Here is a 26432-nt window from a genome sequence, read left to right on the forward strand (position 1 = left end):
CCGAACGCGGTCTCAGTACGAGTGCGCCTGCCATCGCTCGCTCCGGGCGGTGGGCGCTGTGCCCGACCCGGAGGAGCAGCAGGTTCGTTGCGATTGCGATGGGGAACCAGTTGGCCGGCAGCGTCGACGCGACGGGCTCGACGCCCCCGGCGACGTACGCCGTCGGGAACGCGATCCCCGTCCAGAACGCGGCGCGTCGAACTGCTCTGCACCTGCCAGCATGATCGCGTCCATCGCCGTGGCATAGGTCTCTTCTTGGATCTCGTCCGCCTTCTGAATCAGCACGGAGCTGTGAGAAACCGGGTCGGCATAGGTCCGGATCGTCCGTTCGACCTCCTCGATTCGATCCCGCTTGAGATGGTACTTCGTCGCGAGAACGTTCCGCACCTCCATCACGTTGTAGATCGACGAGTGAACTACCCCACCCTACTCACCAGCTGACGCTGGTTCCTTGAGGGTGGGGCTTCCTGTTTCCACGACGTGCTTTGCAGATACGGATGTATCCACAGGGAGCGCAGTCTCCACAGGCGTTGATTCGGAGCGTTCCGCTCCTAACCGCTTCTTGATACCGCGAGAAAGAATGTTCCACGCCGCGTTAGCGTCTCTATCCGCCTCAAACCCACATGCCGGACAGGAATGTTCGCGCACCCACAGCGGCTTCTCTGTCGAAACGCCGCAGGACGCGCACTCCTTCGATGTGTCCTTCGGGTCAACCGCGACATAGTGCGTCCCTTCGCGTTCGCACTTGTATTCGAGCATCCGCAGGAACGTCCCCCACGCCGCACCTGCCCGGTTCCGCGAGTTGCCCGGTAGCTCGACCAACCCCTTCGCGTCGAGGTCTTCGACTGCCACAAGCTCGTACTCTCGGGCGTAGTAGTTCGAGAGTTTGTGGAGGAAGTCTCGCCGCTTGTTTTTCAACTCCGCGTGACGCTCGGCCATGACACGGCGCTGTGCCTCCCAATTCGCGGAACCGTGCTGTTTCCGAGAGAGGTTACGCTGTGCGCGTTCCAACCGGTCGCGTTCGTCGGACAGGTCAAGCGATTCGACGGCGGTTCCGTCTGTGTCGTGGGCGTACTTGAGAATCCCCACGTCGATGCCGACGCACCGCTCGGGATTCTCGGGTTTCGCGGGTGGGTCGTCGGGGGTTTCGACGCCGAGGATGGCGTACCACTTGCCCGTGGGTTCCTGTTTGACGGTGACGGTCTTTATCTCGGCGTTGTCGGGCAGGTCGCGGTGGAATGTGAGCGGGATTTCTCCGAGTTTCGAGAGCCACAATTTCGTCCGACCGCTCGTGTTCTTGAGCTTGAAGCCGGATTGACTGTAGGTGAAACTGCGGTACTCGCTCGGTGCTTTCCACTTGAGCGTGCCGACACGGTAGCCGTTCTCTTTGCGTCCGTGAAGCGTCGAAAGGTTGTCGTACAGCCGTTGCACGACTTTCTGAAGGACTTTCGAGTGAACGTTTTTCAGGTCGTTCCACCACTTCTTGAGATCCGGTAGGAGTTTCTGTTCGGAGTATGCCGAGGTGTCGTCGGTTCGGTTGAGTCGGTGGAGAAAGTGGTTGTAGACCTGTCTACAGGTATCGACAGTCCACGCTAACTGCTCTTCGAGCGCGTCGGACGGTCGGAGCCGATACCTGTAGTTGTAGTTCATCTACGAGCGTTCTTCGATGAGTTCGTCAAGCTTCTCTTGAACGAACGACGAGAGGTTGAGGTGGTTGTCCTCGACCCACTCGGCTTGGTCGTCACGGATAGAGATGTTCTTGCGCGTTGCCACACCACACAATACACAAACTACACAAATAAGAGGTGCGGTTGCGTGGGCCTGTGGGCCGAGTGTCGGACATGTATGAGAACTGTGCGGCGTTGACGAGACGCTCTGCGTCTCGTTCGCGCACGAGAGCTTTGCTCTCGTGAACGCTGTATCCCCTCCCTACTCGCTCGCTTCGCTCGCTCGTTGAGGAAGGGGCCTTAGCGCCTCAATTCAGGTAAAACTCGTGATCGCTGTTGAGTAGCTATCGGGCGATATCGGATCGATCCGTGTCGTCGGTGACAATCGCGATGAAGATGTCGAATCGACGAAGAGCTTCATACGTCTTCGCGCGACTCACGGACGGCGTCGACGGGATCGATCTCTGGGCTGTCTTCGACGGCGAGTTCGGCGAGCGCGTCGCCGAAGCCAACGTTTTCGTCCGGATCGTCTTCGTCATCGCTTGGCCGCCACTCCGTACTCGACATATGGAAACCAATTGTACCAGAACGAATAAATCACCCCACGAGACTGAAAGTGAAATGAGACGGTCGAACCACTCGCCCTGAAAGGGCCTACCGCCAACGACTTTCGACCCTCGTCCGGTACCGTACCCCAAGCGCATCGGTGTTGAAGTGCTGAACCGTCGCGGGATCCAACTCGTCGCGTGCGGTGCGAATGTTCTGCTCGGAGTGAATATGGTGTGCGAGTGCCGCGTCGATCACACACTACCTACACAGTGACGTGCCCGAGACGGTGGTCGGCGATCGGGCAAACGTGACGGCCGACGTCATCGACCAGCACTACAACCACCGCTCGCAGAAGGAGAAGATGGAACAACGGAGGGGATACCTCGACAACGTCTAGAACCACTCCCGACCGCCGTCGCTGACTCTGCTCCAAGACTATCCAATATAAATCGAATTGCCTTATTCATATAAAGTTTAAATAGATAGGGAAACAGACCCTTTGCTATGAAAAGTAGCTCGAATATCGTGGCCGGAGACGGGTTACAGATACTTCTCGACATACCGGCCCAAAGCGGAGAGTTATTCGGTAGTACGGCCACGGACACGGTTCTCTCCTTTTTATCTCGCCACCACACTGAGGAGTTCTCGATCAGTGACCTCGTCGAGGCAGTGGATTATTCACAGCCGAGCGTCTCCAAGGCGGTAACCGTACTCTCCGAAAACGATCTGGTCGTCGAACGACGCGAGGGCAACACGCGATGGGTCCAGATCAACCACGAGCGGCTCCACGTCCCGGACGATCCCTATCTACAGATTCCCCAGTCAGAGTTCCAAGATCCGGTGAGAGCAGCAGCAACCAAACTCCGTAGCGAACTTGACGGCTTGATCGGGGTCGTTCTGTACGGTAGCGTCGCTCGAGGGGAAGCGGACCGGCGGAGCGACATCGATCTCTGGGTGCTCGTGGAGGAAGATCGGATGGCAAACCAGCGAGCGGCGAATCAGGTCAAACAGGTACTCGAAGACGAGGAGTTCGAGAACGGCCGGTACGAATACGAGATCGACGTCGAGGTGCTTCAGGCAATCCCGAAGTACATTTCCGAGATACGGGAGGTGCTCAGCGACGGGATCGTAATCCACGAGACTGAGAAATTCCAGACGGTCCGGAACATGGTCTTCCACGGTGATCTCGATGAGTGAGGAGTCCGATCCGCGGGACATTCGGACGGCCCTGGATGCGGCTATCGACGCGTTCAATGAGGAGGGATTCGGCGTCCCGGAACGCGAGGACGCAATCGCGATCGACGACGATTGGAAGACACAGCTCACGAAGGCGTGTCGGCTGCTGGATGCGGTCGCACGAATCGATGGAGAGGGGCACTACACCGCTGTTATTGAACTTTGCTTCGGGGCAACCGAGCGGTCTATCGAGGCCTATGCCCTCGCAGTCGGTGGTGACGAGCTGGACGACTTCCACGACCACACGCACTGTTACGACCGAGCGGCGGAGCTCGGCCTGCTCTCGCGGGCGGCGACACGGGAGCTTCGGGGACTCTACGACGACAACAGGACGGACAGCTACTACGGCGGCAAGCGGCCCACCGAGAAGCAAGCGGATAGTCTGTATGCGCTCTCTCGCAGCGTTCACCAGTACGTTACGGACCAGATACGGGAAGGCGGCGTCTGTGTCTGCGACACTCGATAGTCGGGACGTAACGACTAGGTGTACGACGAACCACGACCGTCGACGTCGTCGAGGGCTTCCTGGCGCTGTTTCATTTTGTCCTCCTTCGACCGGACGTCGTAGTGCTGGTCGATGATCGCCGGCGAGACGTTACACCGGTCACTGACGATCTCGACCGGGACGCCTGCCCGGAGCAACTGCGTGATATAGCCTCGGCGGATCGGATGAGGTGTCACGCTCGACGGACAGCGCGCGGCTCGTGACTCGTTGTTAGCGGCTTCACAGTCGTCGGGGTCGCGGTCGTGCGGACACTCCCGGCCGATAGCACACGGCCGTGACCATCGGTAGACGTAGGTCCGAATAGTCGATGTTCCCACGCGACCGCGCTGTGTCGCGAGGAGCGGCTTCCGGCCGTGGTCGTCGACGATGTCCGGGCGGCGCTGTTCGAGGTAGTCGTCGATCACCTCACACGCTTCTTCACTGATTGCGACGCGACGCTCGCCCGGTTCCTTGTTCTTGATCGGCGTATCCGAGTCCGGTCGATGGTGGATCTCGATGTGGGGCGTCTCCGCATCAGCTTGGTAGTTTTTAACGTCGAGAGCGCGGGCACCCCCGAGACGTACACCTGTCTCCGTAAGGACGACCCAGCAGACGTGCTCCGTCGTGGCGTAATCGCACCGTTCGAGGTAGGCTAGGACCTTTTGGGCGCGTTCCGCGTTGAGCACGGTATCTCTCGTGTTCTCGCCGTTGTCTAGGTTCGGTGAGTCGACCTTGCGGTACAGTCCGGACTCGACGGCGTCGATGGTCTCGCACCACTCGATAAACACGCGCAACGAGTCCATTTGCGTCTTCTCGCTGACGACGTTGAGATCCTCGCGCCGCCACACGCGGAACTCGTGAAGATCGCGAGCGGGGTTGCACCCGGACACGTCCGCGGCGACACAAACGATCGGTGAGGCACCGAAGCATTGCTCGTTGTGCTGCTGACTGCCACCGATTTTATGTGCCAGGGATCGAATCCTGTCATATGGCGAATGATAGGGGCACTGCTGAAGATGTGGAGATCCCTCCCGCACCCGGTGAGAGCTGGACAGACTACTATCGGGGCTACAGCTTCAGTGTGAACGCAGAGGGCGAGGTGTGGTGGCAGGCGTACAACGGCACAGACCGACTCCGTCTCGATCCAGTGCCAAATGACGTCGTTGAGGATTTCCTCGGTATCAAACGCCAAGGAGGGCGTATTCGGATCACGGAAGCGGGTGTTGTCCTCACGCGGGCTGAAATTGCGGGTACCGATGACGCGTATGAAGCGCTCTACGTTGGATCTGTTGACCTTGACGGCCGGCTTGTGCCGCCAGCTGATCCCACACACTCTGTTGCACTTAGTCCGACGGGGCTGAAGCCAGGGAATTTGTGGAGCAGCGTGTACGACGGTGCCAAGTACTCGTTTGCTGGCGATCAGTTTTGGTGGCACAACGCTGAGAACAAGTTACGCCACCCGTTCGCCGATTCGCTGCCGGACACAATTGTGACCGAACTTCGCCGGCTCCGACCCCAGGGAGGTTCCTTCCGTGTTACGCCACAAGGTGATGTACTCACACAGATCCCAACCGATCGATCGCCATCAGATGTCCGCGAACAGTTCCGGACATTGCCACGCCCGGTCAAACAGGTGTTACAGCTCCGTCGCAACCGCGGTGACGTTGATATGATCCCGGTGTACGTGGGGTCGCTCGATACGTCGAGCCGCCCGATCCAGGTTGAGGAGCCAACACGGCTGACTGACCCCCTCACAGATGAAGAACAAGCCTCGCTCGAAGGCTGGGCGGCCGCAGTCGAGTCGTACGAGAGCAAGGAGCTGTCACCGGATGACCACCGTATCGATCCTGGAGGCGATACATGACGGACAGATCGCCTGCGGCGTCGCTAACGGCGGTATCGACTGAGGTACCCGTGGCTGCCGATCGGCAGGTGACGGTGACGCCAACCGATCCATGGCCCTCCACGTACCGTGGCTCCCGCTACAGTGTTGTCTCCTCACGATCGCATGGGACCGCCCTGCGCTGGAGCCACCGCGGCGAGATTCAGGCGCTACGGAGCGTCCCAGATGGGCTCTATGAGATACTTCGTGATGTAGGAAAACCGGATGGATATGGGAGCATCCGTCTCACTGCGAGCGGCGAAGTGATCACCAAGGTGCCAGCTGAGTCATACGATCAGGTCGGCGCTGCAGAAGTGAATTCGGGATATATTCCTGTGTATCTCGGACAGATCGGTGGCACCTTTGATTTCACCGACTTTTCAAATGATCCCGAACTACTGTCGACCCAATCAGCGATCCGCGTGTGGATTGGGCTCCCGTTCCATCACGGCGAGTCGTGGAGTGTCTGTTCTGATAGCGTCTTACGCTGGCGCTGGCAGGACTATCAGTTTGAGTCGGTTTTTGATCATGATGAGCTTGTCGCCAAGTACATCCGGTTCCGGCCAGAAGGTGGGCGCGTCTATATTAATGAACATGGCCATATATGGGGTAATCTCAACCGGCGAACCGTGCCAGGCGATATGGAATCGGAAGTGATGGAGGCGTATCGTACCTGGCGCGAAACTGCGGACCCTGCTGCCCAGAGGTTAGTGACGCGGCGACTCCAGTACACTGAGAGTAATGATGCCCCCGACGGGCTGCTACCGGTATATCTCGGGCATCTCAGCCAGTTCGATCAAGGAGCAGCTCCCAAACCCGTTGTCTCGGATCGGCGGTACTTCGTGGCTGCAGCCCGCGATGCGGATCAATAGACCACCTCGGAGCATGTAACTGCTCATCTCCGAATCTGGTTCATAATTACTCCCGATTTATCGACTTACAACTGCTCGGATAGCCGATTGGCTAGCCACCTCCAGAATCTGTATTGGATGAAGGATTTAAGTCCTCAAGCGGAATGTTGTTAACACTAGTTAGCTGAACGATACCACGCTGCAACGTGGGTTTTGGTACTATACAAATGATTTACGATCTCTTCGGCGATTGGAACGTTGATCAGAGTAGATTACTGCGGGCAGATACGCGTAAGCGAGAGTATGAGCCCGTTGATGTTGAGCGCGCTGCTGAGCGTGCGATAGAGTTCGTCACGATCTCGGCACCGAAAGATGATGCGCAAATAGTTCCACTCTTCGCAGGTGATGGACCAATACCAACCCCAGAGTACATCGTCTATCGACCAGGAAAATCCCAAGTCGGTTGGTATGATTCTGGATTTGGGGTCTCTGGAACAAGGCGCTTTACCGATGCAGCCCGACTGAATGATACGATTATCGGGCAGCGGCTTCGCTTTTGGCTCCCGGAACATCAACCAAGCGCAGGTATGCAGCTTGATGAGTCCGCGTTGCCACCGGAGCAGATCAACCCAGCAAGTCGACTCGGGAAACAGGAGTCTGAGGAATTCATCCGGGATCTTAAAGAGTTTGTCCGAACTGAACGGCGGAAGCAACGCGAATCTAACTGGGAAGCGTACACTGAGCTTGGATTTGACGAGGCGATAACACAGAATAAGCTCTCGAGTGCCTTCCTTCAGTTCGGCGAAGTGAAGACGCCAGACCAAGGTAATGGCTATCGATTCCAGCTTCTCGAAGACGATGATAATGAGACACCCAACATCCGGGGCGATGAAGGGATCTTCGTTGGGAATCGCTGTATTCTTGATGCGGCGGTAGATTCCGAGCAGTTACCGATTCCCGTTGAGGTCCTCTCGATTTCTGATCCAAGTCTCGTGGTCCGCCCAGAGTGGGATCGAATTGGCCATCGAGGTGCCGTTGAACGTATCCTGAACACTGAAGAGCTGGAGGTTCGGTTCCATGAGCTGTTGAATCCGGTTCCGTACGATCGACGATTAGATGCGATCAGCGAAGTCGAACAAAACGAGCGCAAGCGAAAACTACTGACCGGGGAGCGGTCTGTCCGCTTCGACTGTAGCCAGTATGTGCCGCCCGTTGGTGAGAATCTAAACACATACCAAAAGACAGCGTTAGTATGGGCTGACGGCGCAGCAGACGTTGTCTGTATTCACGGTCCGCCTGGGACAGGCAAAACACGGAGCTTAACGGCATACGTAAAATACGCCGTCCAGAAGGGCAACACGGTACTCATTACTGCCCACTCGAACCAAGCCGTCGATAATCTGCTCGCTGGAGAGAGCACCCCTGATGACATCGAGGAAAACACGCTCCATGCGATGGCGCAAGATCCCGACCAGAATATGACGATCGCGAGAGCTGGGAACAACTCAACAAGTAAAGTCGTCCAGTCACAGTACCTCAACAACTCGGTCACGTCAGCAGACATTATTGCAGCAACAACGAGTGGCGCTGCACAGTTCGATCAAGATCGGTTTGACGTCGCGGTCGTCGATGAGGCAACTCAGGCTAGCCGCCCAGCCACAGCGATCGTTTTGAACTGCGCTGAGAAGCTAGTTCTTGCAGGCGATCACAAGCAGTTACCACCGTTTTGCGCTGATGAGGGGATGCAAGAAGAAGATCTACACATTTCACTATTCGAGTATCTGCTCGACCGCTATGACAATCAGATCTCGGTGTTGCTGAAAAAACAGTATCGCATGAACGAAGAGATTGCAGCATTCCCGAATGAGGCGTTTTATGATGGCGATTTGGAGACTGCAGATCAAAACAGGAATTGGACGATCAGCGATCTGAAACCGGTCATTGGCATTGACATCAACGGCGACGAGCAGCGGTCGTATCACGGGAACTCATATCAAAATGATGCAGAAGCCGAAGCTGTAGCGAAGCAAGTGAAATTGCTCGTAATGAGCGGGGCCGACCCGGGTGATATTGGGGTGATTTCAGCCTATAGCGGCCAGCTTGGCACGATTGGGAGCTACGTGAACGGCTTAGATATCGAGAACTCCCACCGGGTAAACGTCGATACAGTCGATTCGTTCCAAGGTGGCGAGCGAGAGGCGATCATCGTCTCGTTTGTTCGCAGTAATCCCGACGGACACAGCGGGTTTCTTGAATTTCCTGAGGAGGGTCCACGGCGATTGAACGTTGCGCTTACCCGAGCACGAAAACGTCTCGTCGTCGTCGGGAACTGGGAAACATTGGGAACGCTAGCCCCGCACCGTACTGCCGAGGAGAGCTGTGCCCATCTCTACGCGGACCTTGCAGATGACCTTCGGAGACGGGGCCGAATGAAATCGCTTCGGTCGTCGTAACTTCCTGTTATTCTCGGGTGCTGATCCGCTGACCGATCAAGTACCCTTGCCCACTTTTCAGTCGAACTCGGATTGTCTCACCCGGTGTCCCGCCCTCAATATGGACCTGGTGATTTTGATACCGTGCAATCGTGTCTTTCGTTCCACCTCGTGAATCGATCGTCACCTCGACCACTTTTCCCTCCGCCTCAGATTGTGATAGACTCTCTGTTGCAGACGAACCACCAGATGACGACTTGTTCGCTGAAGAGGTCTCACTATCGACCTCGACGGATGAGCGCTGGTGTGATTCTATTGAGCGCACCTGACCGTCAACGATGACATTCTCGTTCTGTCTGGCTCGATCGTGGAAGGTTCCGTCACTATCACCAACGTCTCCTGGACTCGCATCACCAACATCATGTGCAGGATCATCACGATGTCTATATCCGTAGCGGTCCTTGTTATCTTTTGACATGGGTTCTAATTGCACGTGATAGTACAAATGTATTAGGGGAATATCACATTCTCACCTGGCCAAAGTACAGGATTGATACGGTGATTCTGATGCGGTATTGCGCGAGTCAGCAAAATTCAACTCAGGAATTGGAGTAGGTTCGGTTTCCACCAAATTCCTTAATCCACTGAGCAAGTGACTCCACGGATTCTGGCCTACGCCTCATGAGATATGAGTTGAAGGTACTTAGAAATGTGTCTCTCTGTCTGTAGTCTCTATAGGTGTGTCTACACAGGTCCCAGTGGTGTGTGAGACGCATTCCCTTGAAGCCTTATTCTGGGATTTAGGGCCGTAATGATACAGTTCAAACTCTTCGTATCGTTTCCTTATCCCCACGTTAGGTTTATATGTAGTGGCATATATGTGCTCAGTATGGGGACAGACGAAACCACTACAGAACCCACACAAACAGAGCAGGTCGGTACCACCCTGCTCGACGAGTTGCTGAGCGTCACGACTGCCGCGGAGGTCGAAGAGCTCCTTGATCGTGAGTCACTCGCTTGGCAGCCGCTCGGCGACCAGGAGAACAACGTCGGGATCGTCCGCAGCGGATCGAGCCCCTCACAGGCGCTCGCTGAGCGGATGACAAACGGCATCGATGCCGTGATCGAACGTGCCGTCACCGAGGGAACCATCCCGTCGGATCTCACCAGCCCGCGCGAGGCCGTCCGCGCGCTCTACGATCTCGACAGCGACGAGTACTCGTCGCTGTCAGCCACTGAGGTCCGTGAAAAAGCCGAAGACACGATGACGGTGCGGATGCTGGCTGGTTCCGGTGAGGACCATCTTACCATCGAGACCGACGACGAAGGGATCGGCCAGCGGCCGGATGCGTTCCCCAAGACGTTCCTCAGTCTGAACGAGGACGGAAAGATCACCAAACCGTACCTCATCGGTAAATACGGCCAAGGTGGGTCAAACACGTTCGACTTCTGTGAGTACGCGATCATCATCTCACAAGCTGCCAGCGGGGGCGATATCGGCTGGTCGATCGTTCGATTTAACGAGCGGCTCGACGGAACAGAGACGTACTCGGACGGCGTCTTCGAGTACTGTATCCGCCCAAACGGGCAGATCCCCCGTATCGATGCCGCGGAGGCACCCGACTGGAACGGCTCGACCGTTCGATTAGTTGATTACCAGGCCTCCGAATTCAGCAACAGCCTCTCCCCGAGCCGGAAGAGTCTCTATACCGTCGCTAACCGCGCGATGTTCGGCTCGCTGTTCCCTTTTATTCTTGAGGACACTCGCCACGAGGAGTTCGACGGCTACGACGGCAAGCCCAAGCGGCGTACGATCGTCGGAAGCCGATACCGACTCGACGGCGCGAACGATCCCGTCTACCGCGCGGGCGAGTTCACACGGATCGAGGTCGGTAATCTCGGCGAGCTGCGCGTCAAATACTGGGTGCTCAAGGAGACGGGCGCGGTGAGTCAGTTCGTTGATCAAACTCACCCGGTCGTGTTCACTCTCCACGGCCAGCGCCACCACGCCGAGCCGAAACGGTTCCTCCAACAGACTGACTACTCGTTCCTGAAAGATCGGCTCGTCGTTGAGGTGGACTGTGAGCGCCTCTCACAGCCCGGCAAGCGAGTGTTCAGCAGCACGCGTGACCGGGCGACAGAAGGTGAAGAGTACCATCAAATCAAAACGGCGCTGCGTGACGCCTTCGAGAACCACGATGAGCTCGAGACACTGAACGAAGAATTTAGAGAGCGGGCGCTCAACGAATCTTCCTCCGAACAGGAGGAGAAGACGAAAGATCTGCTCGCGAAGCTGCTCGAAGAGCCGGACCCCAGCGCCGTCGGGCCCATCAAGACGGATGGGTCGGGAGCCGATGGTGGCGATGGGGGCGGATCAACCGGTGGTGACGGGGGCGTTGGCCCGGTGGAACCGTTATACGAAACCCCACAGATCGTGGCGATCGACAACAGTGCAGACCCACTGCAGGCACACAAAGGACGGGTGATGCGGCTTCGGGTGAAGATCGACGCGGTTGACGCGTTCGAAAAAGAGCCCGATCACGAGATCAGGCTTGAGGTGAGCGACAATCTCGGTGAGGCGCTCACGTATAACAATGAGACTGCGCTCAAGGACGGCTGGAAGCGCTATCAGCTGGCGGTTGACGAGAACGCATCGCTTGGGGAGACGGGCGAGATTACTGTCACAACAGCGTGGCCAAGAGGAAACCGGTCCGACACGCGCTCGGTCGAGATCGCAAGCCCGCCCAATCGCTCCGGCAGTGGAGGACGTGCCCAGGTTGAAGCCCCGGAGATCCGTCACGTCCAGGCCGACGATACCGGTATGCGAGAATCGGCCGGGCTCATGGACGACGACGCGGTCGCGGAGTACATGCCCGACAGCGACGGACCAGGTGAGGTGTTTATCGCGATGTTCAACGAGACGATCGAGCCGCTCCGCGCAACGAACGACACCGAACGGACCGTTGAACAGTACGACCGGCAGTACGCCGCGTACATGGCGTTCAATGAGGTGATGCGGCATCGCGAGCAGGAGGAGATGGATGGCGAACAACCGGGCGAGGGGTACGTCAAACGCGAACAGAACCGCGTTGCAGCGACGCTCATGCGTTCGATCACTGGTGGGTTAAATCCGGACGACCTCGGCGTCGCGTGAACCGTCGTGATTACACTCACCCCCATACACAACACCATATGAAGATCGTCGTCAATCTCGATCCCCCAACCTACGAGCGCATTAAATCTCTCGTCGCAGACGGCGAGTACGAGAGCGTCGAGCAGTTCCTGCGGGTCGGCGCTGACAACCAACTCGCCATGGAGGTCGACGCCGCCGACGCGTCTGCCACGTCTGCTGAGGACGAAAGCCACGAGGAGACACGGGACACACAAGTGACAGCCTCGCTAGGCGACAGCTACGAGTGGGGATACACCATTCCTGATACGGTCCCGACACGCGATCCACACCCCACAGATCGGGACGGGTTGCTGTTGTTCTCTCAGTACTACCGGTTTCTGCCGCTCAAGGTCGTCATCTTGGAGCTGGCCGCTGAAACGGCGGCAACTGGTGGCCCCGTCGCCCTCGATAAATTTCGCGAGCACATGTCGGAGGCAGTGATCCCGATCCGCGACGCACTCGTTGAGTGGGAGGAGGCCAACGACGTAAGCAAGCAAGATCGCTTCTCGACGGGCTTCCCGAACCGCGACGCAAGCGATCCAGATCGCACCATGCGGCGGTATCTCCACCACTACGTCGGCCGCTATAAGCCCGAAAAGGGGGAGCCATCCGGCTTTGGACACGATCTCGGCTTTGTGTCAATACATACTGACGCGAGCAACACAAGCCGAATCGCACTGACGGACGCTGGCCGCACGTTTGCCGCGCTCACGAATCCGGTGCTCTCGACAGGTCCGTCGAGTGACACTCCTTCCCTTGCGACCGATGAACGTGAGTACCTTGTCGCGCACCTCCGTGCGAACCTCGGGCTTGAGTACGAGTTCATGGAGTACATTTATTCGACGCTAGAGCACCACGAGGGAACGTATACGGGCGCAATGGATCGGTTCCGATCGTTCCTCGAGGGGACTGACCAGTTTAGTGACGACCCCAGCGATAACCAGATCCGCTCGCACACCGCGGGTACGATCAGTCGCATGGTCGTAGTCGGCGCGCTTGAACGCGGTCAGCGCCGCGGCGCGTACAACACGGCCCGCCCACTCGCATCGTATCGGTCCGACCACATCACAATCAACACGAAGACAACCCAATGACACCGACAACATCCGACGTCACAACCGCACAGCACACGACACACCACGCCCGAGCGACGACGGGGCGATCCGCATGAGCGACACCACCGCCTCGCGTGGCGACGCGTGGGAGGAACACTACCGGGGGCTCACCCTCCATGTCGATGCCGATGGGGAGGTGTGGTGGCAACAATACAACGGTGAACAGCGCTTGTTCCTTTCAGATCCACCCGCCACCCTCGTTGAGGCGATCCTCGACGTGAAACCGCAGGGCGGCCGGATCCGCGTCACCGAGCAAAACGATGTCATCGCGAAGGTTGAGCAGACGAACGGGACTGGCTACGATCAGGTTTACATAGACCAGCTCACGGAGTCACAGACGCTGCAGCCGGATGGCGAACCGGAGTACGCAATTGAGCTCCACCCCACCGACATCGACCGCGGCGAGCTGTGGCCCTCCGTCTATGACGGCACACGGTTTTCGCTGTCGAGCACCGACCGCATCTGGTGGCACAACCCGGAGACGAAACGCCGCCACCAAGTCTCAAGCGGGATTCCAGACGAGATCGTGCAGGCGATTCTGGCCCACAAACGACAGGGGGGCTCGTTCCGTGTTACGCCATGGGGAGATGTTATCACACTGATCAGTGCAATCCCCGATCCAGGCGCCGTCAAAGCACAGTTTGCCGAGCTGCCGCGAGTTGTCCAGAATATCATCCAGCTGCGCAACGACCGGGGGCTAGAGATGCTCCCCGTCTACGTCGGCTCGATCGTCGACAACCGCGTTGAGATTGAGGAGCCGCGGAGCCTGACCGACGAGCTTGACGACAGCGCGTGGGACGATATCGAAGACTGGATCGACAATTTGGGGCCGACTGCGTCGGCCGCCGACGGGATCGACGAGACTGAATCCGAGTCGGCGTACGACGATGACCCAGAAGAGTGGGCAACCGACACCGTCGAACAGACGGCTGATGATGTCTAAGGCGCGCTTGAACAGCGTTCCCACGAACGTCCGCACGATCGGCAACCGAATCGTCTCGATCGAGCCGGGGAAGCCGTGGCCAGGCGTCTACCGCGGCTCCACCTACAGCATTGTCGAGCGGAATGGGGAGCCGACACTGTTGTTGCGGTACAAAGACCTCGATATTGAGGGGTCGCTGCCGGAAGGGCTTGTGAACCAGCTTCAGCGGGTGGGGAAATCTGCTGGTGACGCGACAGGTACGATCCGTGTCACAGCCAACCGCGACGTTTTGACGAAAGTCCACGCGGATGAGTACCCACACGCCGACGAGGCGTTAGTCAGCGAGGGGTGGATCCCCGTATATCTCGGCAAGCTCGCTGGGACGATCGCCTTCGACTGGCTGACCAACGATCCCGCCGAGTCGGAGCTTGAGCCGCCGTGTGTCTGGGAAGGGCTTCCGTTTAATCACGGCGAGCGGTGGTCAGTCAACGTCAACGGCGATCTGCAGTGGCGGATCAACAATCCCGATCAGTTCCGGTTCCCGTCGGCGTACACCCACACAGATCTGACGAAAACGTACGCATCGTTCCGCGCAACTGGTGGTCGACTCCGAGTTAACGAGTACGGCCATATTTGGATGGAACTGCCGCGAGCTGAAGCTGCTGAGAGGGCCGACCTGCAGGATATGTTACGCGAGTGGCTTCAAACGGCCAAGCAACAGGAGAGGAATCGGCTCGCAAACCTGCTTGTTGAGCGGCTGCGAGCGACGGGTGGCGGAGATCCACAGGCGGGCAACATTCCGTTGTATCTCGGCCACATTAGCCAGTACGATACGGGCAATGTCCCCTCACCCGTCATTACGGACAAAAACTACTACGTGCAGCTCGCCCAGGGGGAGCCGCAATGACTGGTGAGCTATTGGTTCGGCGCTTCCCGCCCCCGATTCCGGGATTGCCGAACGAACAGGCCCGCTACAAGACGATTCTCACGACGCTTGCTGAGCAGCCAGCGCCCCCGACGCGATCGGAGTTCGTCCAGCCGTGCCAAGCGGCGATCGAAAGGACCCATGACGATACACTCAGCGACTCGTGGACGCGCCACATCATCAGTGACTTGGCACGCTCCGGGTTCATCCGCGAATCGACCGATATCGGACCGGACGATGACGAGCGGCTCGCGGTTGGGATCGACAGCCAGCGGTGGTTAGACGGTGAGCTATCTTTTGCCGACTGCGTGTATAATGCACTCAAACGCAGCTGGGTGCTCCGCGCCGAGTACCCTGAGGGGTTCGAAGCGCTCGAACGAGTACTCCATGCGATCACTTACGAGTGTGAGCAGCCGGCAAGCTCACGCAGCATCAAAGCAACCTTAGAGACGGAGTACGGCTACCAGTTCAGCCAACAAGGGCTCCGTGGCTACCCCGAACTCTTGGGTCATCTGGGGTATCTCGAAGAGGTCGACGGAGGGTATCAGATCCCCGAAACTGTCGATCCGGAGCAAGCGCTCACTCGTCTTCGGAAGCCAGATCTCTTCAGAAAATACGAGAATTATCTCAAACGTGAGGGCGCCCTCGGCGAGCACCCCCCGAAAAGCGCCAAGCGGGCGTTGATGAAGTACTACATGTACCGCGAGTCGGGCGGGTGGTCGAAACGCAAACAGTGGTACCGTCGGTTCCACCGCCACTATCTGAAGCCGACCGCACGCGACGGCGACAATATGGAGCCGAATCTCCAACGGAAAGACGAGTTCCGAGATGTCGAAACGCGGCGCCGGGATCTGCGAACGAAGATCAACAATCAATACAAGATTGGTGAAAGCCGGCTCCGAGGGCTCTCAACTGATGATCTCCAGCGCATCCACGAGGCTGGCTCACAGAAAGCGGCTCGGCAAGAGCTCGTCAAAAGCGGGAGCGGACTCACCCGTGCGGACTTGACGCAGTTTGTGGGGAACCGTTCCTACGCATTTCCGGACGAATTCGCGTTGTATGACTGGCAAGTGGAGGCGGCCGACACCTGGTTTACAGGGACGGACCACACTGCTCCACAAGAGGGGATTGCGGAGGTGGTGACGGGCGCTGGCAAGACGGTGATGGCGCTAGAAGTCATCCGCCGATGGCTTGACAAAACCGACGACGGCGTTGTTACAATCGTGGTTCCCACGAAGGTGCTGATGTATCAGTGGCTCACCGAGCTAACCCAGAAGCTCAACGTCCCCATTGAGGATCTCGGCTGGGCCGGTGATGGCCACCGAGACGCGTTCGTTGATGACGACATCAAGGTGCTGGTGACGATCGTTAACACGGCCGTCAAAGACGACTATCTCGCGTCCTGTCTCGAGGACGCGGGGACACCTCCCCATCTGCTTGTCGCCGACGAGTGTCACAACTACACCGGTGACGTCCACTCGAACGTTTTAGAGTATCACCACACTGCGACACTGGGACTCTCTGCGACGCCAACCGAAAAGCCACATAGCGAACGCGACCCCAGCGACGATGAGGCGGACCTCTTTGACCGCTTGGGCGAGCCGTTCTACACGCTCACGTACAGCGAGGCGATCGAACGCGAGCTTATCCCGAGTTTCACAATCAACTACGTCGGGTTTGATCTCGCCCCCACCGAGCGACAAAAGTACGAAAGTCTCAGCCGCGAAATCACGGATGCACTGAAAGAGATCCGCACGCGGTACGCCAACCGGCTATACCAGCTGAACGGCAATCTCCATCAGAAATTACACACCATCCTCAACTCGGATGAGTCGCCCCACCCAGCAGTGGGTCAGTTCTTTACGCTCACCCAACAGCGCCGGAATCTTGTGCAAAATGCCGTCGCCCGGCAGGCGATCACGCTGCGCCTGTTAGAGGAGATTGATCCCGACGAGAAGGCGATCGTATTCCAAGAGCGTATCGAGCAGCTCAAACAGCTGATCGCTCCGTACGAACGGCTCGGGCAAACGCGGGAGCGTGAGGTGTCCAAAGAAAGCGCCAGTGGCTACCGATCACAGCTGTACGACGAGTTCCCGGAACTGAAAGAAGTTGACAAGGCTATCGAGGATCTGTTCGCACAGCCTGATTACTGGCCGGTGATGTATCACTCTGGACACCGCCGCGAGGTATGGAACGAGTTTGCGATGGAATGGTTCCGCGCTGACGATCACGCAAACGTCATGCTCAGTGTCAAAGCCCTGATCGAGGGCGTCGACGTCCCCGATGCTGACACCGGCATCATCCGGGTCTCAAGTGGCAGTGTTCGCCAACGCATCCAGACGCTCGGCCGGATTCTCCGAACGGGAGATAATCCGGATCGCCAGTCCGAGCTATATGTGCTGTACGCTCGAGACACCGTTGATGAGAACATCTTCCGCGAGTACGATTGGGAAGATCAGCTCGGGAACGCAGACGTTGAACACCGCTACTGGGAGGTTGAGGATTCGGTATTAGAGGGCGAACTCGTCGAGGGTGACCGGCCAGAAGTTCAGACGTATACCGAGCCGTCGTTCCCTGACGTGACCGATCTAGAGCCGGGTGATCCGTACCAGGGGCCGACCCACGGGTACAAGATTAGCGTGGATGCAGAAGGGCGTCCATTCGAACGCACCGGCTCGGGTCGGTCCTTTATCACCAACGAGGAAGTCAAGGCTGCCGCCCAGATCGTTTACCGACTAAAAGGCGGTGGGACGATCCACATCAACGAGCGTGGCCACATGACAACTAAAACTGACGACAAAACAGTCTATCTAGGCGAAACAGCTGGTCCAGACTCATTCAAGCATGAGGAAGCGACTCAGGGGCAGCTCACTGATGACCCACCAGAATTTGATGATCTCTTTGGGGGTGATGCTGCGTGACTGATGCCTCTATCGATCTTCCGTTCGGTGATGCTTTCGGGCCTGGGCAGCTGGCGGTAGGGACAGACGACGATGAGCTCGTTGTCGTCCTCGATCTGATTGCAGCGAACCTCGGTGAGCCAAAGCAGTTTGATCACGCCATCGCTGAACGGTTCTTCGAGGACAGCCCTGACCCGGTAACACGAGCCGAAAACGTCCGGTTTGCGGTGCAGGCAGCGAACGGCTACGGTATCGTCGATCAGGAGTTTGAGTTTACCGAATTAGGTACCGAATTGGCCAGCCTCCGTGACGAGCCAGAGGCACTGTATGATCGCTTTGCAACGCATATCCTCACGAACCTGGGCGGGATCGAGGTGATCGAGACGATCCGGGACCTAGAGGCCTTAGGACGCCAAACAACGGAAGCAAATATTAGAGCTCATCTTGCAGAAACCTATGACATCCAACTACGAGAGGGATCCAATCACTGGTCACAGATGCGCGCGTGGCTCGCGAAGGCCGATGTGATCAATACCGGGATCCACATCTACGAACTGAACGACGAGAAGATACGCACTCTCACGGGCATTGAAAGCCGCGAGTTGGAATCGCTCGATGAGTTGACTCCCGAGCAGCAGGCGTTTCTCTGGACGCTAGCGATCGTCAATCCAGACGAGCCGATTCCAAACAGTCGTGTGCGCCGCGCTGCGGAAGCAGGCTCACAGCTTGAGATCAAACAATCGAACATTGCACGGCGTGTGTTAGAGCCGCTCGAGGAGAGAGACTATATTGAGATGACACGGGCCGATGGAGCCCCAAATACGGTCCGTACGACAGAGGCGTTTGACAGTGAGGTTCTTCGTCCCGCTGTCGAAATAGTTGGAGGGCGTGTCGGCATTCCCATGACTGCGCTCCGCACCAGCTTTCGCGATCTAGGCAGCGCAATCGATGGCCAAGACGCTACGATCACACGGTCAGAAGCAAGCCGTGTCCTCACAGCAAAACTCGGATCGCTGTTGGGGCTTGATTTCGTTGGCTGGTGTCGAGTTGAGGGCACCACAGAAGCCGCCGTGTTTGATCGCGTCCAGCACACAGTCGAGCGCTGGTACCTCAGTGTGATGCCATTTGACAGCCCGATCATCCCTAATCAACTACATCGTGCAGTCGGTGAAGCCAATACGGTCGGTGCGTCAACGGTCCTACTTGTCTCCCGACATGGGATCGACCAAACTGCGCGGCAGATAGCCAACCAGGTTGTCCAGCGGGAACCGCTGACAGTCTTGTTAGTGCATCTTGACGATATCTCGGCACTCAGCACCGAACCAGATCAATTCACCAACAAGGTCAACATAGAAGCAGAACGGATGTACCGTGTCGTCACATTAGGTGACGACGAGCGCTTCTCGATTGACGCCCAGAGCCAGCTTCGATTAGACGAGACCGCAGTTACTGACCAGCTTGACTCAGATAACACTGGGACCGACCGGTCACTTGACGAGTTCAGTTCGACGTAGCTGGATTCTCTTCGTCGAAACTGGAGAGATTCGTATTCTTGTCATCAACGGTGTTCTCGTCGTCAACGATGTTTTCGTCTTCAACGCGGTGGCCAAAGCGATCTTCGGCCTCTTCCTGGTTCATAAAGCGAAGTTCTGAGTTTCGGATGTAATCCTCATCCATCTCGAACGCGAGCCAGTAGCGCCCAAGTTCCTGCGCTAAGCTGCCGGTGATGTTCGAGCCACCGAAGATATCTAACACGACCGGACGGTCAAAGGATCCGCGGTCCCAGTCGTTATACGGCGGATTCGGCGTAAGGAATTTGATGAAGAACTCTGGAACATCCGGAACGAACCGTGCCGGATGTTTCTCGAACCCGTATCGCTTGCAAAACTCCTGGTACTTGGTTTTGCTCGCGGTATTTGCTGCCTCGATGTAGTTTTTCGGAATAGCACCATTGTTGTCGTTGCCGAAGTCCCCACCAATGTTCCACCCCGAGGGCCGCTCGCCCTCATTGTACTCGCCCGTCTCGATCAAATCTTTGTGGCTCTCACTGTACTCCCGGAGAGCGCGCTGATTGTTTGCCTCCGGTTTGGGCTGGGGATACGGAACCTCCTTGCCTGCCTTGACGGCCGCGATCACTTTGCGGGCGAACACGGACGGGGTCTTGTTGCTGGCCTCAATCAGGTTGTGGATCTCATCCACAAGGTCAGGGAGGTGGATTTCGATCAGCTCCTTTCGCTCGCTGGTGTAGTACTTCCCGTCCTCGCTAAGTGGCGCTCCACGGAGGATCGCCTCGACGATATCGGCGGCAGGGTCCGGCGCCACCTCAGCGGCGACTTGTTCGGCGAGCTGGAGCTTGTGCATCGTCTCATCCGTCCGCGCCGGCTCTTTGTTGATCTCTTTTGAGAGCCACCAAATCGGCGTCACAGCGTCTGTGATTCGGAATTTACGGACGTTTACCCACTCAACCGGGCTCGGGAGCTTTGCCGTATTCATCCAGTAGACGTCTTGTGAGAGATGCAGTCCATCTGATCGATCCGCAAAGCCCGGATCATCAGGATCAGTCAGCCGACTCAGCAGATCAAACTGGTAGGTGGATCGCTCCGGCATCCCTGGTTCGAAGGTGCCACCGATCTCCAAGATGAAGCTACCGTGTGGTTGGAGCACGCGCTGTACCTCTCCAGCGAAGTTTTCCATGAACCAATCGTTGTACTCGGAGAGTGGTTCATTACCGTACTCCTTCTCGTGCTGGAGCGCAAACGGTGGCGACGTTACGATCAGATCGATTGAGTTTTCGGGTAGTTCCTGGAGGAGCTCGCTGCTGTCACCCTGATACATCGCACCGAGCTCTCTGGTGTAGGCAGCCTCGCGCTCCGGGAGTAGCGACGTTACAACTGGCTCATCACTCATAGAATTCGCACCCCTCGTCGAGATTGGTGGTGGGAATCAAACTTACTATCGCGTACACTGGGCCCCCAAATACGACTGTCGTTTTTATTGCTTCAATTACTGTCCTATCGCCAACCTCTTTATCGATTGGATTTGATCTTACCATGGGTTTTCCACTCTGATGGAACCCCAGTCCGGGTGTCTCTAGCACCCGGGTATTCTCTACCGTCTTTACCCCTAACTGGGACTGGGCTTCCGTATCCTCTATTAGAACTCTAATTGGTAAATACCTTTCGGAGTTCTCATAATGGATTGTCACACCGTTAGGACTAATCAGACTGGTTGTGAACGGGGTGGTAATGCCCGACCGCGATGAAGAGTCTGGTCGATATACCGGTGAATATTTGACGGAAGATTTTCTTCAAGCGATTAGTAACGAGGGTGGGATGGCGGGAACAGGCGAAATTGCAGAACGAGTTGGATGTGCACACGACACCGCATACAAGCGTCTTCAGAAGATAGAAAAAAAGGGACTAGTCTCATCAAAAAAAGTAGGTAATACGCTGATATGGTCTGAGAATAGGACAAAATAGACCAATCTCGTACGTCTACTGACCAGCTGATTTAGCACGAACCAATCGAAACAAACGAAGTCCTCATGCTGCACCCATCTTCTATATTCAGCACGGAGTTTCTGTCAACCAATAAGGTTTCAATAGAGCCGAACTGTTGTATTGACTAGAATAGGGGCAGAGTATGTCACTTTCTGAGGATTTTAACAAAGCCAACACTCAGTAACTCACCAATGTTGGTATATCTTCAGAAGCCTGTGCAAGATACAAAGCGCGTATTCAGCACCGCCACGTCCTCTATCCAGACCTCTCTAGAGATATAGAGGGTAGGCCTACCATCTCTATATTGAATCAACAACCAAACTCAGCGTGCAAAATGTGTGCGATTTAGTCAAGCCGTGAATAGGAATAGTTGCTTCCACCCTGACCGACTAACTCGGAGTGATTTTCATACGCTTTGGTGAGGTCAATATCGTAAGACACGATAAGCGCTGGAAGGAAAAGTTTGAGAAGCGGTCCGATACTATCTGTTACTTCTTGATCAACGGGAAGAATTCCTGCTCCTTGGCCACCAAATTCGATAGCGTCTTTTAGATACTCTTTTTCTCCGGGAGAGTAGTCTGTCGTTATTGCGTCATGCCATGGGACCGGATCCCCGTTTTCGTAGGCCTGTACTGTTTCAGGATCTTCCCCACCGGCGATGATAGCTACCATCACAGCTAACGAGCTCATCGTCGTACCAGAGACATATCCGTTGACATCTTCACCAAATGCCTCACGAGTTGCTACCCTCCATGCCGCACATAAGGCCCATACGCCGGGGGAAATACCTTTTTCAGCCTTATCGGCCTTCTGTAGCAATTGGGTGCGTGTTTCTGATATTTCGCTCAGATCACGGGGCATTCTGATAAGTGTCTCAGCAAGGAAGGCCCCACAGTGTCTACAGAACACATTTTCCTCAAAGATTTCTGAACCACATGCTGGGCAGTAGTACATACGTGGATGAATATTACGTGTGAAGTTAATACTTATCTCAAGAAGTAGTAGATAATTCAGTAGGTGCCTGTCATCTGGCATAGAGTTTGTAACAGAAGTTGAGTAGATGTAGATCTGCCTCATTCTATGAGTCTCCTGTATTGACCGTAACCGGGGTAAAATATATCAATCACTGAAGGTTCCAACAGAACCCCTGAATCCTCATTGGTCAACTCTCGTTTTCGAAAAATCAGCTCTAACCATACTCACACGAAGGGACCAACAACCACCCAAACGACTTTACCCCGACTGCCTCATGTGTATTTCACGAACCGCACGAAGGCGACGACCCCTGTCACGCTGCGTGACGAACTCAAACCCGTCACTGGGGGTTCGCCTTATATACACCCGGCCGCCGTCATGTCGATCCACCCCGTCAGAAACTATGACGGGCGCGACGGGATTTGAACCCGCGGCATCTTGGTCCGGAACCAAGTGCTCTGTCCGCTGAGCTACGCGCCCTTACGACGTCGTCTCTCGGGAGACCGTTTAATGCTTCTGACTCCCCGGCTGTTCGACTGCGGGTGGCGTCTCCGCCGTCGCGGGCCACCCGCGACGATTCTCACGGTACGCGACGTGGACTACGAACGGAGCGGAGCTGTACACTGCTGGAATGCCTGCATTTCGGCCGCTATCACTCTCGATACTCTCTTTTCATGTTCTGGATATCTATATTGATATTCTGAGGTATGCGTTTAATGCCGGTGCGATGAACCGCTTACCAAGCCATGTCCCCGCGGACGACCGAGCCGTCGCTGCCGTTCGACGAGGCGGCCCTTTCTCACGCGGATCGGTTCCTCCTCGCGGTCGCGGTCGACGGCGAGGTGTTGTTCGCGGGGCCGTCGGTTCCGGACGTGCTGGGGCTCGATCGCTCCGCGTTCACCGGAAGCGACCTGCTGGAGTACGTTCACCCCAACGAGCGGGAACCGATCGTGGACGCCCTGTCGGCGGTCGCCAGCCACCGACGCGTGACACATCGGTTCCGGAACGCCAGCGGCGGATACACGTGGGTCGAGTCGGTCGTCGACGAGGACTTGGCTCCCGAGTTCGGTGGGCGGGTTCTCACGGCCCGCTGTGTCGACGTCGACCGGACGTTCCCCGAACGGTTCCGCGAGTTCCTGGAGTACGGCACGGACATCGTCACCGTCGTCGACGCCGACGGCCGCGTTCGGTACGAGAGCCCGTCCGTCGAGGAGGTACTCGGCTACGAGCAGGGATCGCTGGTCGGTCGGTCGCCGCTCGGATACGTCCATCCGAAGGACCGCGAACGGGTCACGGAGGGGTTCTACCGCGCGCTCGACGAGACGAACGCCGCGGGATCGATGGAGTTCCGATACCGGACCGCGGACGGCGACTGGGTCTGGTTGGAGTCGCGGACTCGGACGCTCCCCGACGACGCCGTCGCCGGTCGCCTGGTCATCAACTCCAGAGACGTCACCGAGCGGAAGCGTCGCGAACGGCGACTCGTCGACCGAAACGAGCGACTCGATCGGTTCGCGAGCATCGTCTCACACGACCTCCGGAACCCGCTGTCGGTCGTCCGCGCGTCGATGGAGATGGCCGAACTGAAAGACGACACCGAACCGCTCGTCCGCGGGCGGCGCGCAGCGGATCGGATCGACCAGCTCATCACCGAACTCCTGACGCTCGCGAGGCAGGGGACGGGCGTCGACGACCCGACCGAGTTCACCCTTGCAGGCGTGGCACACGACGCGTGGGAGACCGCCGGCGACGCCGCCGCCGACCTGACCGTCCGGGAGGACGCTCGCATCTACGCCGACCGTAGCCGTCTCCGGCAGGCACTCGAGAATCTGTTTCGGAACTGCGTGGAACACGGTTCCACGAGCAATCGGGCAGAGCCCGATGACAGCGTCGAGCACGGCTCGACGGGCAACCGGCTGGCGGCCGACGAGACCGATCGGACACCGGTGGTCAGCGTCACGGTGGCCGCGACCGATGGCGGGTTCCTCGTCGCCGATGACGGTCCGGGTATCGATCCGAAACACGACGAGCGCGTGTTCGAGCCCGGATTCACTACCGAGGACGACGGGACGGGCTACGGACTGGACATCGTTCGGGAGATCGTCGACGCACACGGCTGGTCGATCGGCACGACCCGCACGGCTCACGACGGGTGGTCGGAAGAGACGAGCGGTGCCCGGTTCGAGATCCGTGCGCCGACGCCCGACGAGGTCGACGACGAGCCGTGGGTGTCGCCGTCGGGGACGCGCTGAACGGGCGCTCCCGGTCGGCTCGTGTCGACCGTCCCGAGAGCTATTTATCTCGTCGCGGTGTCGGCGGGAACGTGCGACTCGTTCATCGTCCCCTCGATGACTGCGGGAGCCAGGAGCACGTCCTCGCGACCGACGTCGACGTCGCGGCGTCGACGCTCGCGCAGGCGCGCGGGCTGATGTTTCGGACGTCGATCCCGGACGGCTACGCGCTCGTGTTCCCGTTCGACCGCTCGAAAGCCCGGGACCTCCACATGCTGTTCGTTCCCTTCGCGATCGATGCCCTGTGGGTGTCCGAAACCGAAGTAACCCACAAGAAACGGCTGGCTCCGTTCGTCGGTCTCGGTCGCGGTACGGCCGACACCGTCGTCGAGCTTCCGGCGGGTGCCGCGGCAGACGTGTCCGTCGGCGACCGCGTCGAACTCCGAGAGTGAGCGGCGCTCAGGTCCGTCTCGGACGCCGGCCGACGTCACATCAGGTCGTCGATCTCGTCGTTCTCGAACGCCGCGGCGGGGTCAGGCGTCTCCTCGCGTTCGTCGCGGACCGCCTGTCTGGCACGTTCGAGGAACCGCTCGACGCGCTGGGACCGCTCGACCCCCGCCAGAAGTACGAGCGCGGCGACCCGGTCGGACTCCAACGGGAAGTCGCCGCCGCGGACCTGCATCGACCCCGTTTCCTCCTGGAGCCACGTACGGGCCTTCTCCGCACCCTTTCGAGAGATCCGGTCCGGGTCGCCCGCGACCGCGAGGAGGCCGGCGTCGGCGTCGGTGGCGGTCGGCAGCGACAGACCGGTCATCACGGCGCTCCGCGTCGTGCTGATAACCGTGTTCACGTTCTCGCCCGCGTCCTCGGCCGCGGGTGCGGACGCGTACCCGACCGCGGCCATCCCGCCCGCGCGGAGCGTGTGTATCACCTCGCTCGTGTCGACGACCGACTCGCCGACGCCCTCGACCGCCTCTCCGGCGGCCAGCAGCAGTCCGACGCGTTTCGCCATCGAGCGATTGATGGCGGCGTAGCCGCTCTCGACGCTCTCCCCGGAGGACCGCCACGCGTCGTTGTCGAGCAGTATCGTCGCGTCCGCCTCCCGGACCAGCGTCTTCAGGGACCGTCCCGCGTTCACCTGATACATCGTCCCCTCGTCGCGACCGGGGAGGACGCCGAGCGCGTAGACGGGGACGTCGTACACGCGGTTCAGCTCCCGGACGAGCACCGGCGCGCCGCCCGAGCCGGTCCCTCCACCGAGCCCGGCGACGACGAACACCGCCTCCACGGCCGCGGTCACCTTCGGAGCGAGCGCGTCGAGCACCTCGACGGCGTCCTCGTCCATCAGCTCGGCACCGAGTTCGTTGTCGCCGCCGACGCCGTGACCGCTCACGCGTGACTGTCCGATCAGAACGGTTTCGAGCGGGAGGGGATCGAGGTCGGCGGCGGCCGTGTTGACCGCGAGCGCGTCGTGGATCGCGCCGAACCCCATCTCGGAGTCGAACTCCGCGATCGCCGTCGTGAGCTTTCCCCCCGCTTGTCCGACGCCGACGAGCACGGCCTTCATGTTCCTTCTCTGGTGAGTGAGCTA

The 26432-nt window shown here is 58.0% G+C and carries 24 protein-coding genes and 1 tRNA gene; 14 read left to right on the forward strand and 11 right to left on the reverse strand.

Annotation, left to right across the window (positions count from 1 at the left end; genetic code table 11):
* Window positions 1-426: 426 nt before the first annotated feature.
* The 4 genes from ACNSN7_RS05345 to ACNSN7_RS05360 form a co-directional block, all read right to left on the reverse strand.
* Complete coding sequence (locus ACNSN7_RS05345) at window positions 427-1650, reverse strand: RNA-guided endonuclease InsQ/TnpB family protein (protein WP_418281203.1); 1224 nt, start codon at window positions 1648-1650, stop codon at window positions 427-429.
* Window positions 1651-1773 carry a hypothetical protein gene (locus ACNSN7_RS05350; protein WP_004971932.1) on the reverse strand — a complete coding sequence of 41 codons (123 nt, stop codon included), beginning with the start codon at window positions 1771-1773 and terminating at the stop codon, window positions 1651-1653.
* Window positions 1774-2084: 311 nt separating this feature from the next.
* Complete coding sequence (locus tag ACNSN7_RS05355) at window positions 2085-2234, reverse strand: hypothetical protein (RefSeq protein WP_418281204.1); 150 nt, start codon at window positions 2232-2234, stop codon at window positions 2085-2087.
* A gap of 87 nt (window positions 2235-2321) precedes the next feature.
* Window positions 2322-2471: a DUF7386 family protein gene (locus tag ACNSN7_RS05360; RefSeq protein WP_418281205.1), complete on the reverse strand. Its 150-nt coding sequence runs from the start codon at window positions 2469-2471 to the stop codon at window positions 2322-2324.
* 19 nt (window positions 2472-2490) lie between these two features.
* Here ACNSN7_RS05360 and ACNSN7_RS05365 point away from each other — a divergent pair, with 19 nt between their 5' ends.
* The 3 genes from ACNSN7_RS05365 to ACNSN7_RS05375 all read left to right on the forward strand — a co-directional run bounded on the left by ACNSN7_RS05365 (window position 2491) and on the right by ACNSN7_RS05375 (window position 3918).
* Complete coding sequence (locus tag ACNSN7_RS05365; RefSeq protein WP_418281207.1) at window positions 2491-2613, forward strand: hypothetical protein; 123 nt, start codon at window positions 2491-2493, stop codon at window positions 2611-2613.
* A 107-nt stretch (window positions 2614-2720) separates the two neighbouring features.
* Window positions 2721-3413, forward strand: coding sequence for a nucleotidyltransferase domain-containing protein (locus ACNSN7_RS05370; protein ID WP_418281209.1), 693 nt, complete (start codon window positions 2721-2723; stop codon window positions 3411-3413).
* A complete protein-coding gene (locus ACNSN7_RS05375; RefSeq protein ID WP_418281210.1) occupies window positions 3406-3918 on the forward strand; it encodes a DUF8154 family protein in 513 nt (170 codons plus the stop codon). The genes ACNSN7_RS05370 and ACNSN7_RS05375 overlap by 8 nt, the downstream gene beginning before the upstream one ends.
* Before the next feature lie 14 nt (window positions 3919-3932).
* Here ACNSN7_RS05375 and ACNSN7_RS05380 read toward each other — a convergent pair whose 3' ends face one another.
* On the reverse strand, window positions 3933-4973 hold the full coding sequence (locus ACNSN7_RS05380; protein WP_418281211.1) for a tyrosine-type recombinase/integrase: 1041 nt from the start codon (window positions 4971-4973) through the stop codon (window positions 3933-3935).
* On the opposite strand from ACNSN7_RS05380, the gene ACNSN7_RS05385 reads away from it, so the two are divergent.
* From ACNSN7_RS05385 to ACNSN7_RS05395, 3 genes are all read left to right on the forward strand, one after another.
* On the forward strand, window positions 4925-5800 hold the full coding sequence (locus tag ACNSN7_RS05385) for a hypothetical protein (protein WP_418281212.1): 876 nt from the start codon (window positions 4925-4927) through the stop codon (window positions 5798-5800). The two genes, ACNSN7_RS05380 and ACNSN7_RS05385, sit on opposite strands and share 49 nt — an antisense overlap.
* Before the next feature lie 50 nt (window positions 5801-5850).
* The gene (locus tag ACNSN7_RS05390; protein ID WP_418281213.1) at window positions 5851-6690 is read left to right on the forward strand and encodes a hypothetical protein; all 840 of its coding nucleotides are present in this window, start codon (window positions 5851-5853) and stop codon (window positions 6688-6690) included.
* Between the two features lie 185 nt (window positions 6691-6875).
* Complete coding sequence (locus ACNSN7_RS05395; protein WP_418281215.1) at window positions 6876-9122, forward strand: DEAD/DEAH box helicase; 2247 nt, start codon at window positions 6876-6878, stop codon at window positions 9120-9122.
* A gap of 7 nt (window positions 9123-9129) precedes the next feature.
* On the opposite strand, the gene ACNSN7_RS05400 is transcribed toward ACNSN7_RS05395, so the two are convergent.
* On the reverse strand, window positions 9130-9579 hold the full coding sequence (locus ACNSN7_RS05400) for a hypothetical protein (RefSeq protein ID WP_418281216.1): 450 nt from the start codon (window positions 9577-9579) through the stop codon (window positions 9130-9132).
* Between the two features lie 411 nt (window positions 9580-9990).
* Between ACNSN7_RS05400 and ACNSN7_RS05405 the strand changes: the two genes are divergently transcribed.
* The 6 genes from ACNSN7_RS05405 (at window position 9991) to ACNSN7_RS05430 (ending at window position 19649) form a co-directional block, all read left to right on the forward strand.
* The gene (locus ACNSN7_RS05405) at window positions 9991-12255 is read left to right on the forward strand and encodes a hypothetical protein (RefSeq protein ID WP_418281218.1); all 2265 of its coding nucleotides are present in this window, start codon (window positions 9991-9993) and stop codon (window positions 12253-12255) included.
* 38 nt (window positions 12256-12293) lie between these two features.
* The gene (locus ACNSN7_RS05410) at window positions 12294-13367 is read left to right on the forward strand and encodes a hypothetical protein (protein ID WP_418281219.1); all 1074 of its coding nucleotides are present in this window, start codon (window positions 12294-12296) and stop codon (window positions 13365-13367) included.
* Window positions 13368-13440: 73 nt separating this feature from the next.
* Window positions 13441-14331 (forward strand): hypothetical protein, encoded by an 891-nt coding sequence (locus ACNSN7_RS05415; protein WP_418281220.1) that lies wholly within the window; start codon window positions 13441-13443, stop codon window positions 14329-14331.
* Window positions 14276-15217 carry a hypothetical protein gene (locus ACNSN7_RS05420; protein WP_418281221.1) on the forward strand — a complete coding sequence of 314 codons (942 nt, stop codon included), beginning with the start codon at window positions 14276-14278 and terminating at the stop codon, window positions 15215-15217. Before ACNSN7_RS05415 ends, ACNSN7_RS05420 begins: the two co-directional genes overlap by 56 nt.
* A complete protein-coding gene (locus tag ACNSN7_RS05425; RefSeq protein WP_418281222.1) occupies window positions 15214-18156 on the forward strand; it encodes a DEAD/DEAH box helicase in 2943 nt (980 codons plus the stop codon). The genes ACNSN7_RS05420 and ACNSN7_RS05425 overlap by 4 nt, the downstream gene beginning before the upstream one ends.
* On the forward strand, window positions 18153-19649 hold the full coding sequence (locus ACNSN7_RS05430) for a hypothetical protein (protein WP_418281224.1): 1497 nt from the start codon (window positions 18153-18155) through the stop codon (window positions 19647-19649). The genes ACNSN7_RS05425 and ACNSN7_RS05430 overlap by 4 nt, the downstream gene beginning before the upstream one ends.
* On the opposite strand, the gene ACNSN7_RS05435 is transcribed toward ACNSN7_RS05430, so the two are convergent.
* From ACNSN7_RS05435 to ACNSN7_RS05450, 4 genes are all read right to left on the reverse strand, one after another.
* Window positions 19636-21042 (reverse strand): DNA methyltransferase, encoded by a 1407-nt coding sequence (locus ACNSN7_RS05435; protein ID WP_418281226.1) that lies wholly within the window; start codon window positions 21040-21042, stop codon window positions 19636-19638. The two genes, ACNSN7_RS05430 and ACNSN7_RS05435, sit on opposite strands and share 14 nt — an antisense overlap.
* Window positions 21035-21340, reverse strand: a complete 306-nt coding sequence (locus tag ACNSN7_RS05440) for a hypothetical protein (RefSeq protein ID WP_418281227.1) — start codon at window positions 21338-21340, stop codon at window positions 21035-21037. Before ACNSN7_RS05440 ends, ACNSN7_RS05435 begins: the two co-directional genes overlap by 8 nt.
* Before the next feature lie 640 nt (window positions 21341-21980).
* Entirely contained in the window at window positions 21981-22712 is a 732-nt protein-coding gene (locus tag ACNSN7_RS05445) for a hypothetical protein (RefSeq protein ID WP_418281228.1), read from the reverse strand.
* Between the two features lie 305 nt (window positions 22713-23017).
* Window positions 23018-23090: transfer RNA gene (locus tag ACNSN7_RS05450), tRNA-Arg, on the reverse strand.
* A gap of 266 nt (window positions 23091-23356) precedes the next feature.
* Here ACNSN7_RS05450 and ACNSN7_RS05455 point away from each other — a divergent pair.
* A complete protein-coding gene (locus ACNSN7_RS05455; RefSeq protein ID WP_418281230.1) occupies window positions 23357-24862 on the forward strand; it encodes a PAS domain S-box protein in 1506 nt (501 codons plus the stop codon).
* 71 nt (window positions 24863-24933) lie between these two features.
* The gene (locus tag ACNSN7_RS05460) at window positions 24934-25293 is read left to right on the forward strand and encodes a DUF192 domain-containing protein (RefSeq protein ID WP_418281231.1); all 360 of its coding nucleotides are present in this window, start codon (window positions 24934-24936) and stop codon (window positions 25291-25293) included.
* A 35-nt stretch (window positions 25294-25328) separates the two neighbouring features.
* Here ACNSN7_RS05460 and ACNSN7_RS05465 read toward each other — a convergent pair whose 3' ends face one another.
* Window positions 25329-26408, reverse strand: coding sequence for a tubulin/FtsZ family protein (locus ACNSN7_RS05465; protein ID WP_418281232.1), 1080 nt, complete (start codon window positions 26406-26408; stop codon window positions 25329-25331).
* Window positions 26409-26432: the final 24 nt, after the last annotated feature.

Origin of the sequence: Halorubrum rarum (assembly GCF_048380895.1) — an archaeon.
Classification (GTDB): Archaea; Halobacteriota; Halobacteria; order Halobacteriales; family Haloferacaceae; genus Halorubrum.

What these genes read in the sequence shown, in the direction of transcription:
- ACNSN7_RS05405 (WP_418281218.1), top strand. Translation starts at nt 9,991, where the DNA reads ATGGGGACAGACGAAACCACTACAGAACCCACACAAACAGAGCAGGTC.
- ACNSN7_RS05370 (WP_418281209.1), top strand. Translation starts at nt 2,721, where the DNA reads ATGAAAAGTAGCTCGAATATCGTGGCCGGAGACGGGTTACAGATACTT.
- ACNSN7_RS05465 (WP_418281232.1), bottom strand. Translation starts at nt 26,408, where the DNA reads ATGAAGGCCGTGCTCGTCGGCGTCGGACAAGCGGGGGGAAAGCTCACG.
- ACNSN7_RS05415 (WP_418281220.1), top strand. Translation starts at nt 13,441, where the DNA reads ATGAGCGACACCACCGCCTCGCGTGGCGACGCGTGGGAGGAACACTAC.
- ACNSN7_RS05435 (WP_418281226.1), bottom strand. Translation starts at nt 21,042, where the DNA reads ATGAGTGATGAGCCAGTTGTAACGTCGCTACTCCCGGAGCGCGAGGCT.
- ACNSN7_RS05345 (WP_418281203.1), bottom strand. Translation starts at nt 1,650, where the DNA reads ATGAACTACAACTACAGGTATCGGCTCCGACCGTCCGACGCGCTCGAA.
- ACNSN7_RS05420 (WP_418281221.1), top strand. Translation starts at nt 14,276, where the DNA reads ATGACCCAGAAGAGTGGGCAACCGACACCGTCGAACAGACGGCTGATG.
- ACNSN7_RS05410 (WP_418281219.1), top strand. Translation starts at nt 12,294, where the DNA reads ATGAAGATCGTCGTCAATCTCGATCCCCCAACCTACGAGCGCATTAAA.
- ACNSN7_RS05425 (WP_418281222.1), top strand. Translation starts at nt 15,214, where the DNA reads ATGACTGGTGAGCTATTGGTTCGGCGCTTCCCGCCCCCGATTCCGGGA.
- ACNSN7_RS05385 (WP_418281212.1), top strand. Translation starts at nt 4,925, where the DNA reads ATGGCGAATGATAGGGGCACTGCTGAAGATGTGGAGATCCCTCCCGCA.
- ACNSN7_RS05355 (WP_418281204.1), bottom strand. Translation starts at nt 2,234, where the DNA reads ATGTCGAGTACGGAGTGGCGGCCAAGCGATGACGAAGACGATCCGGAC.
- ACNSN7_RS05455 (WP_418281230.1), top strand. Translation starts at nt 23,357, where the DNA reads ATGTCCCCGCGGACGACCGAGCCGTCGCTGCCGTTCGACGAGGCGGCC.
- ACNSN7_RS05375 (WP_418281210.1), top strand. Translation starts at nt 3,406, where the DNA reads ATGAGTGAGGAGTCCGATCCGCGGGACATTCGGACGGCCCTGGATGCG.
- ACNSN7_RS05445 (WP_418281228.1), bottom strand. Translation starts at nt 22,712, where the DNA reads ATGAGGCAGATCTACATCTACTCAACTTCTGTTACAAACTCTATGCCA.
- ACNSN7_RS05400 (WP_418281216.1), bottom strand. Translation starts at nt 9,579, where the DNA reads ATGTCAAAAGATAACAAGGACCGCTACGGATATAGACATCGTGATGAT.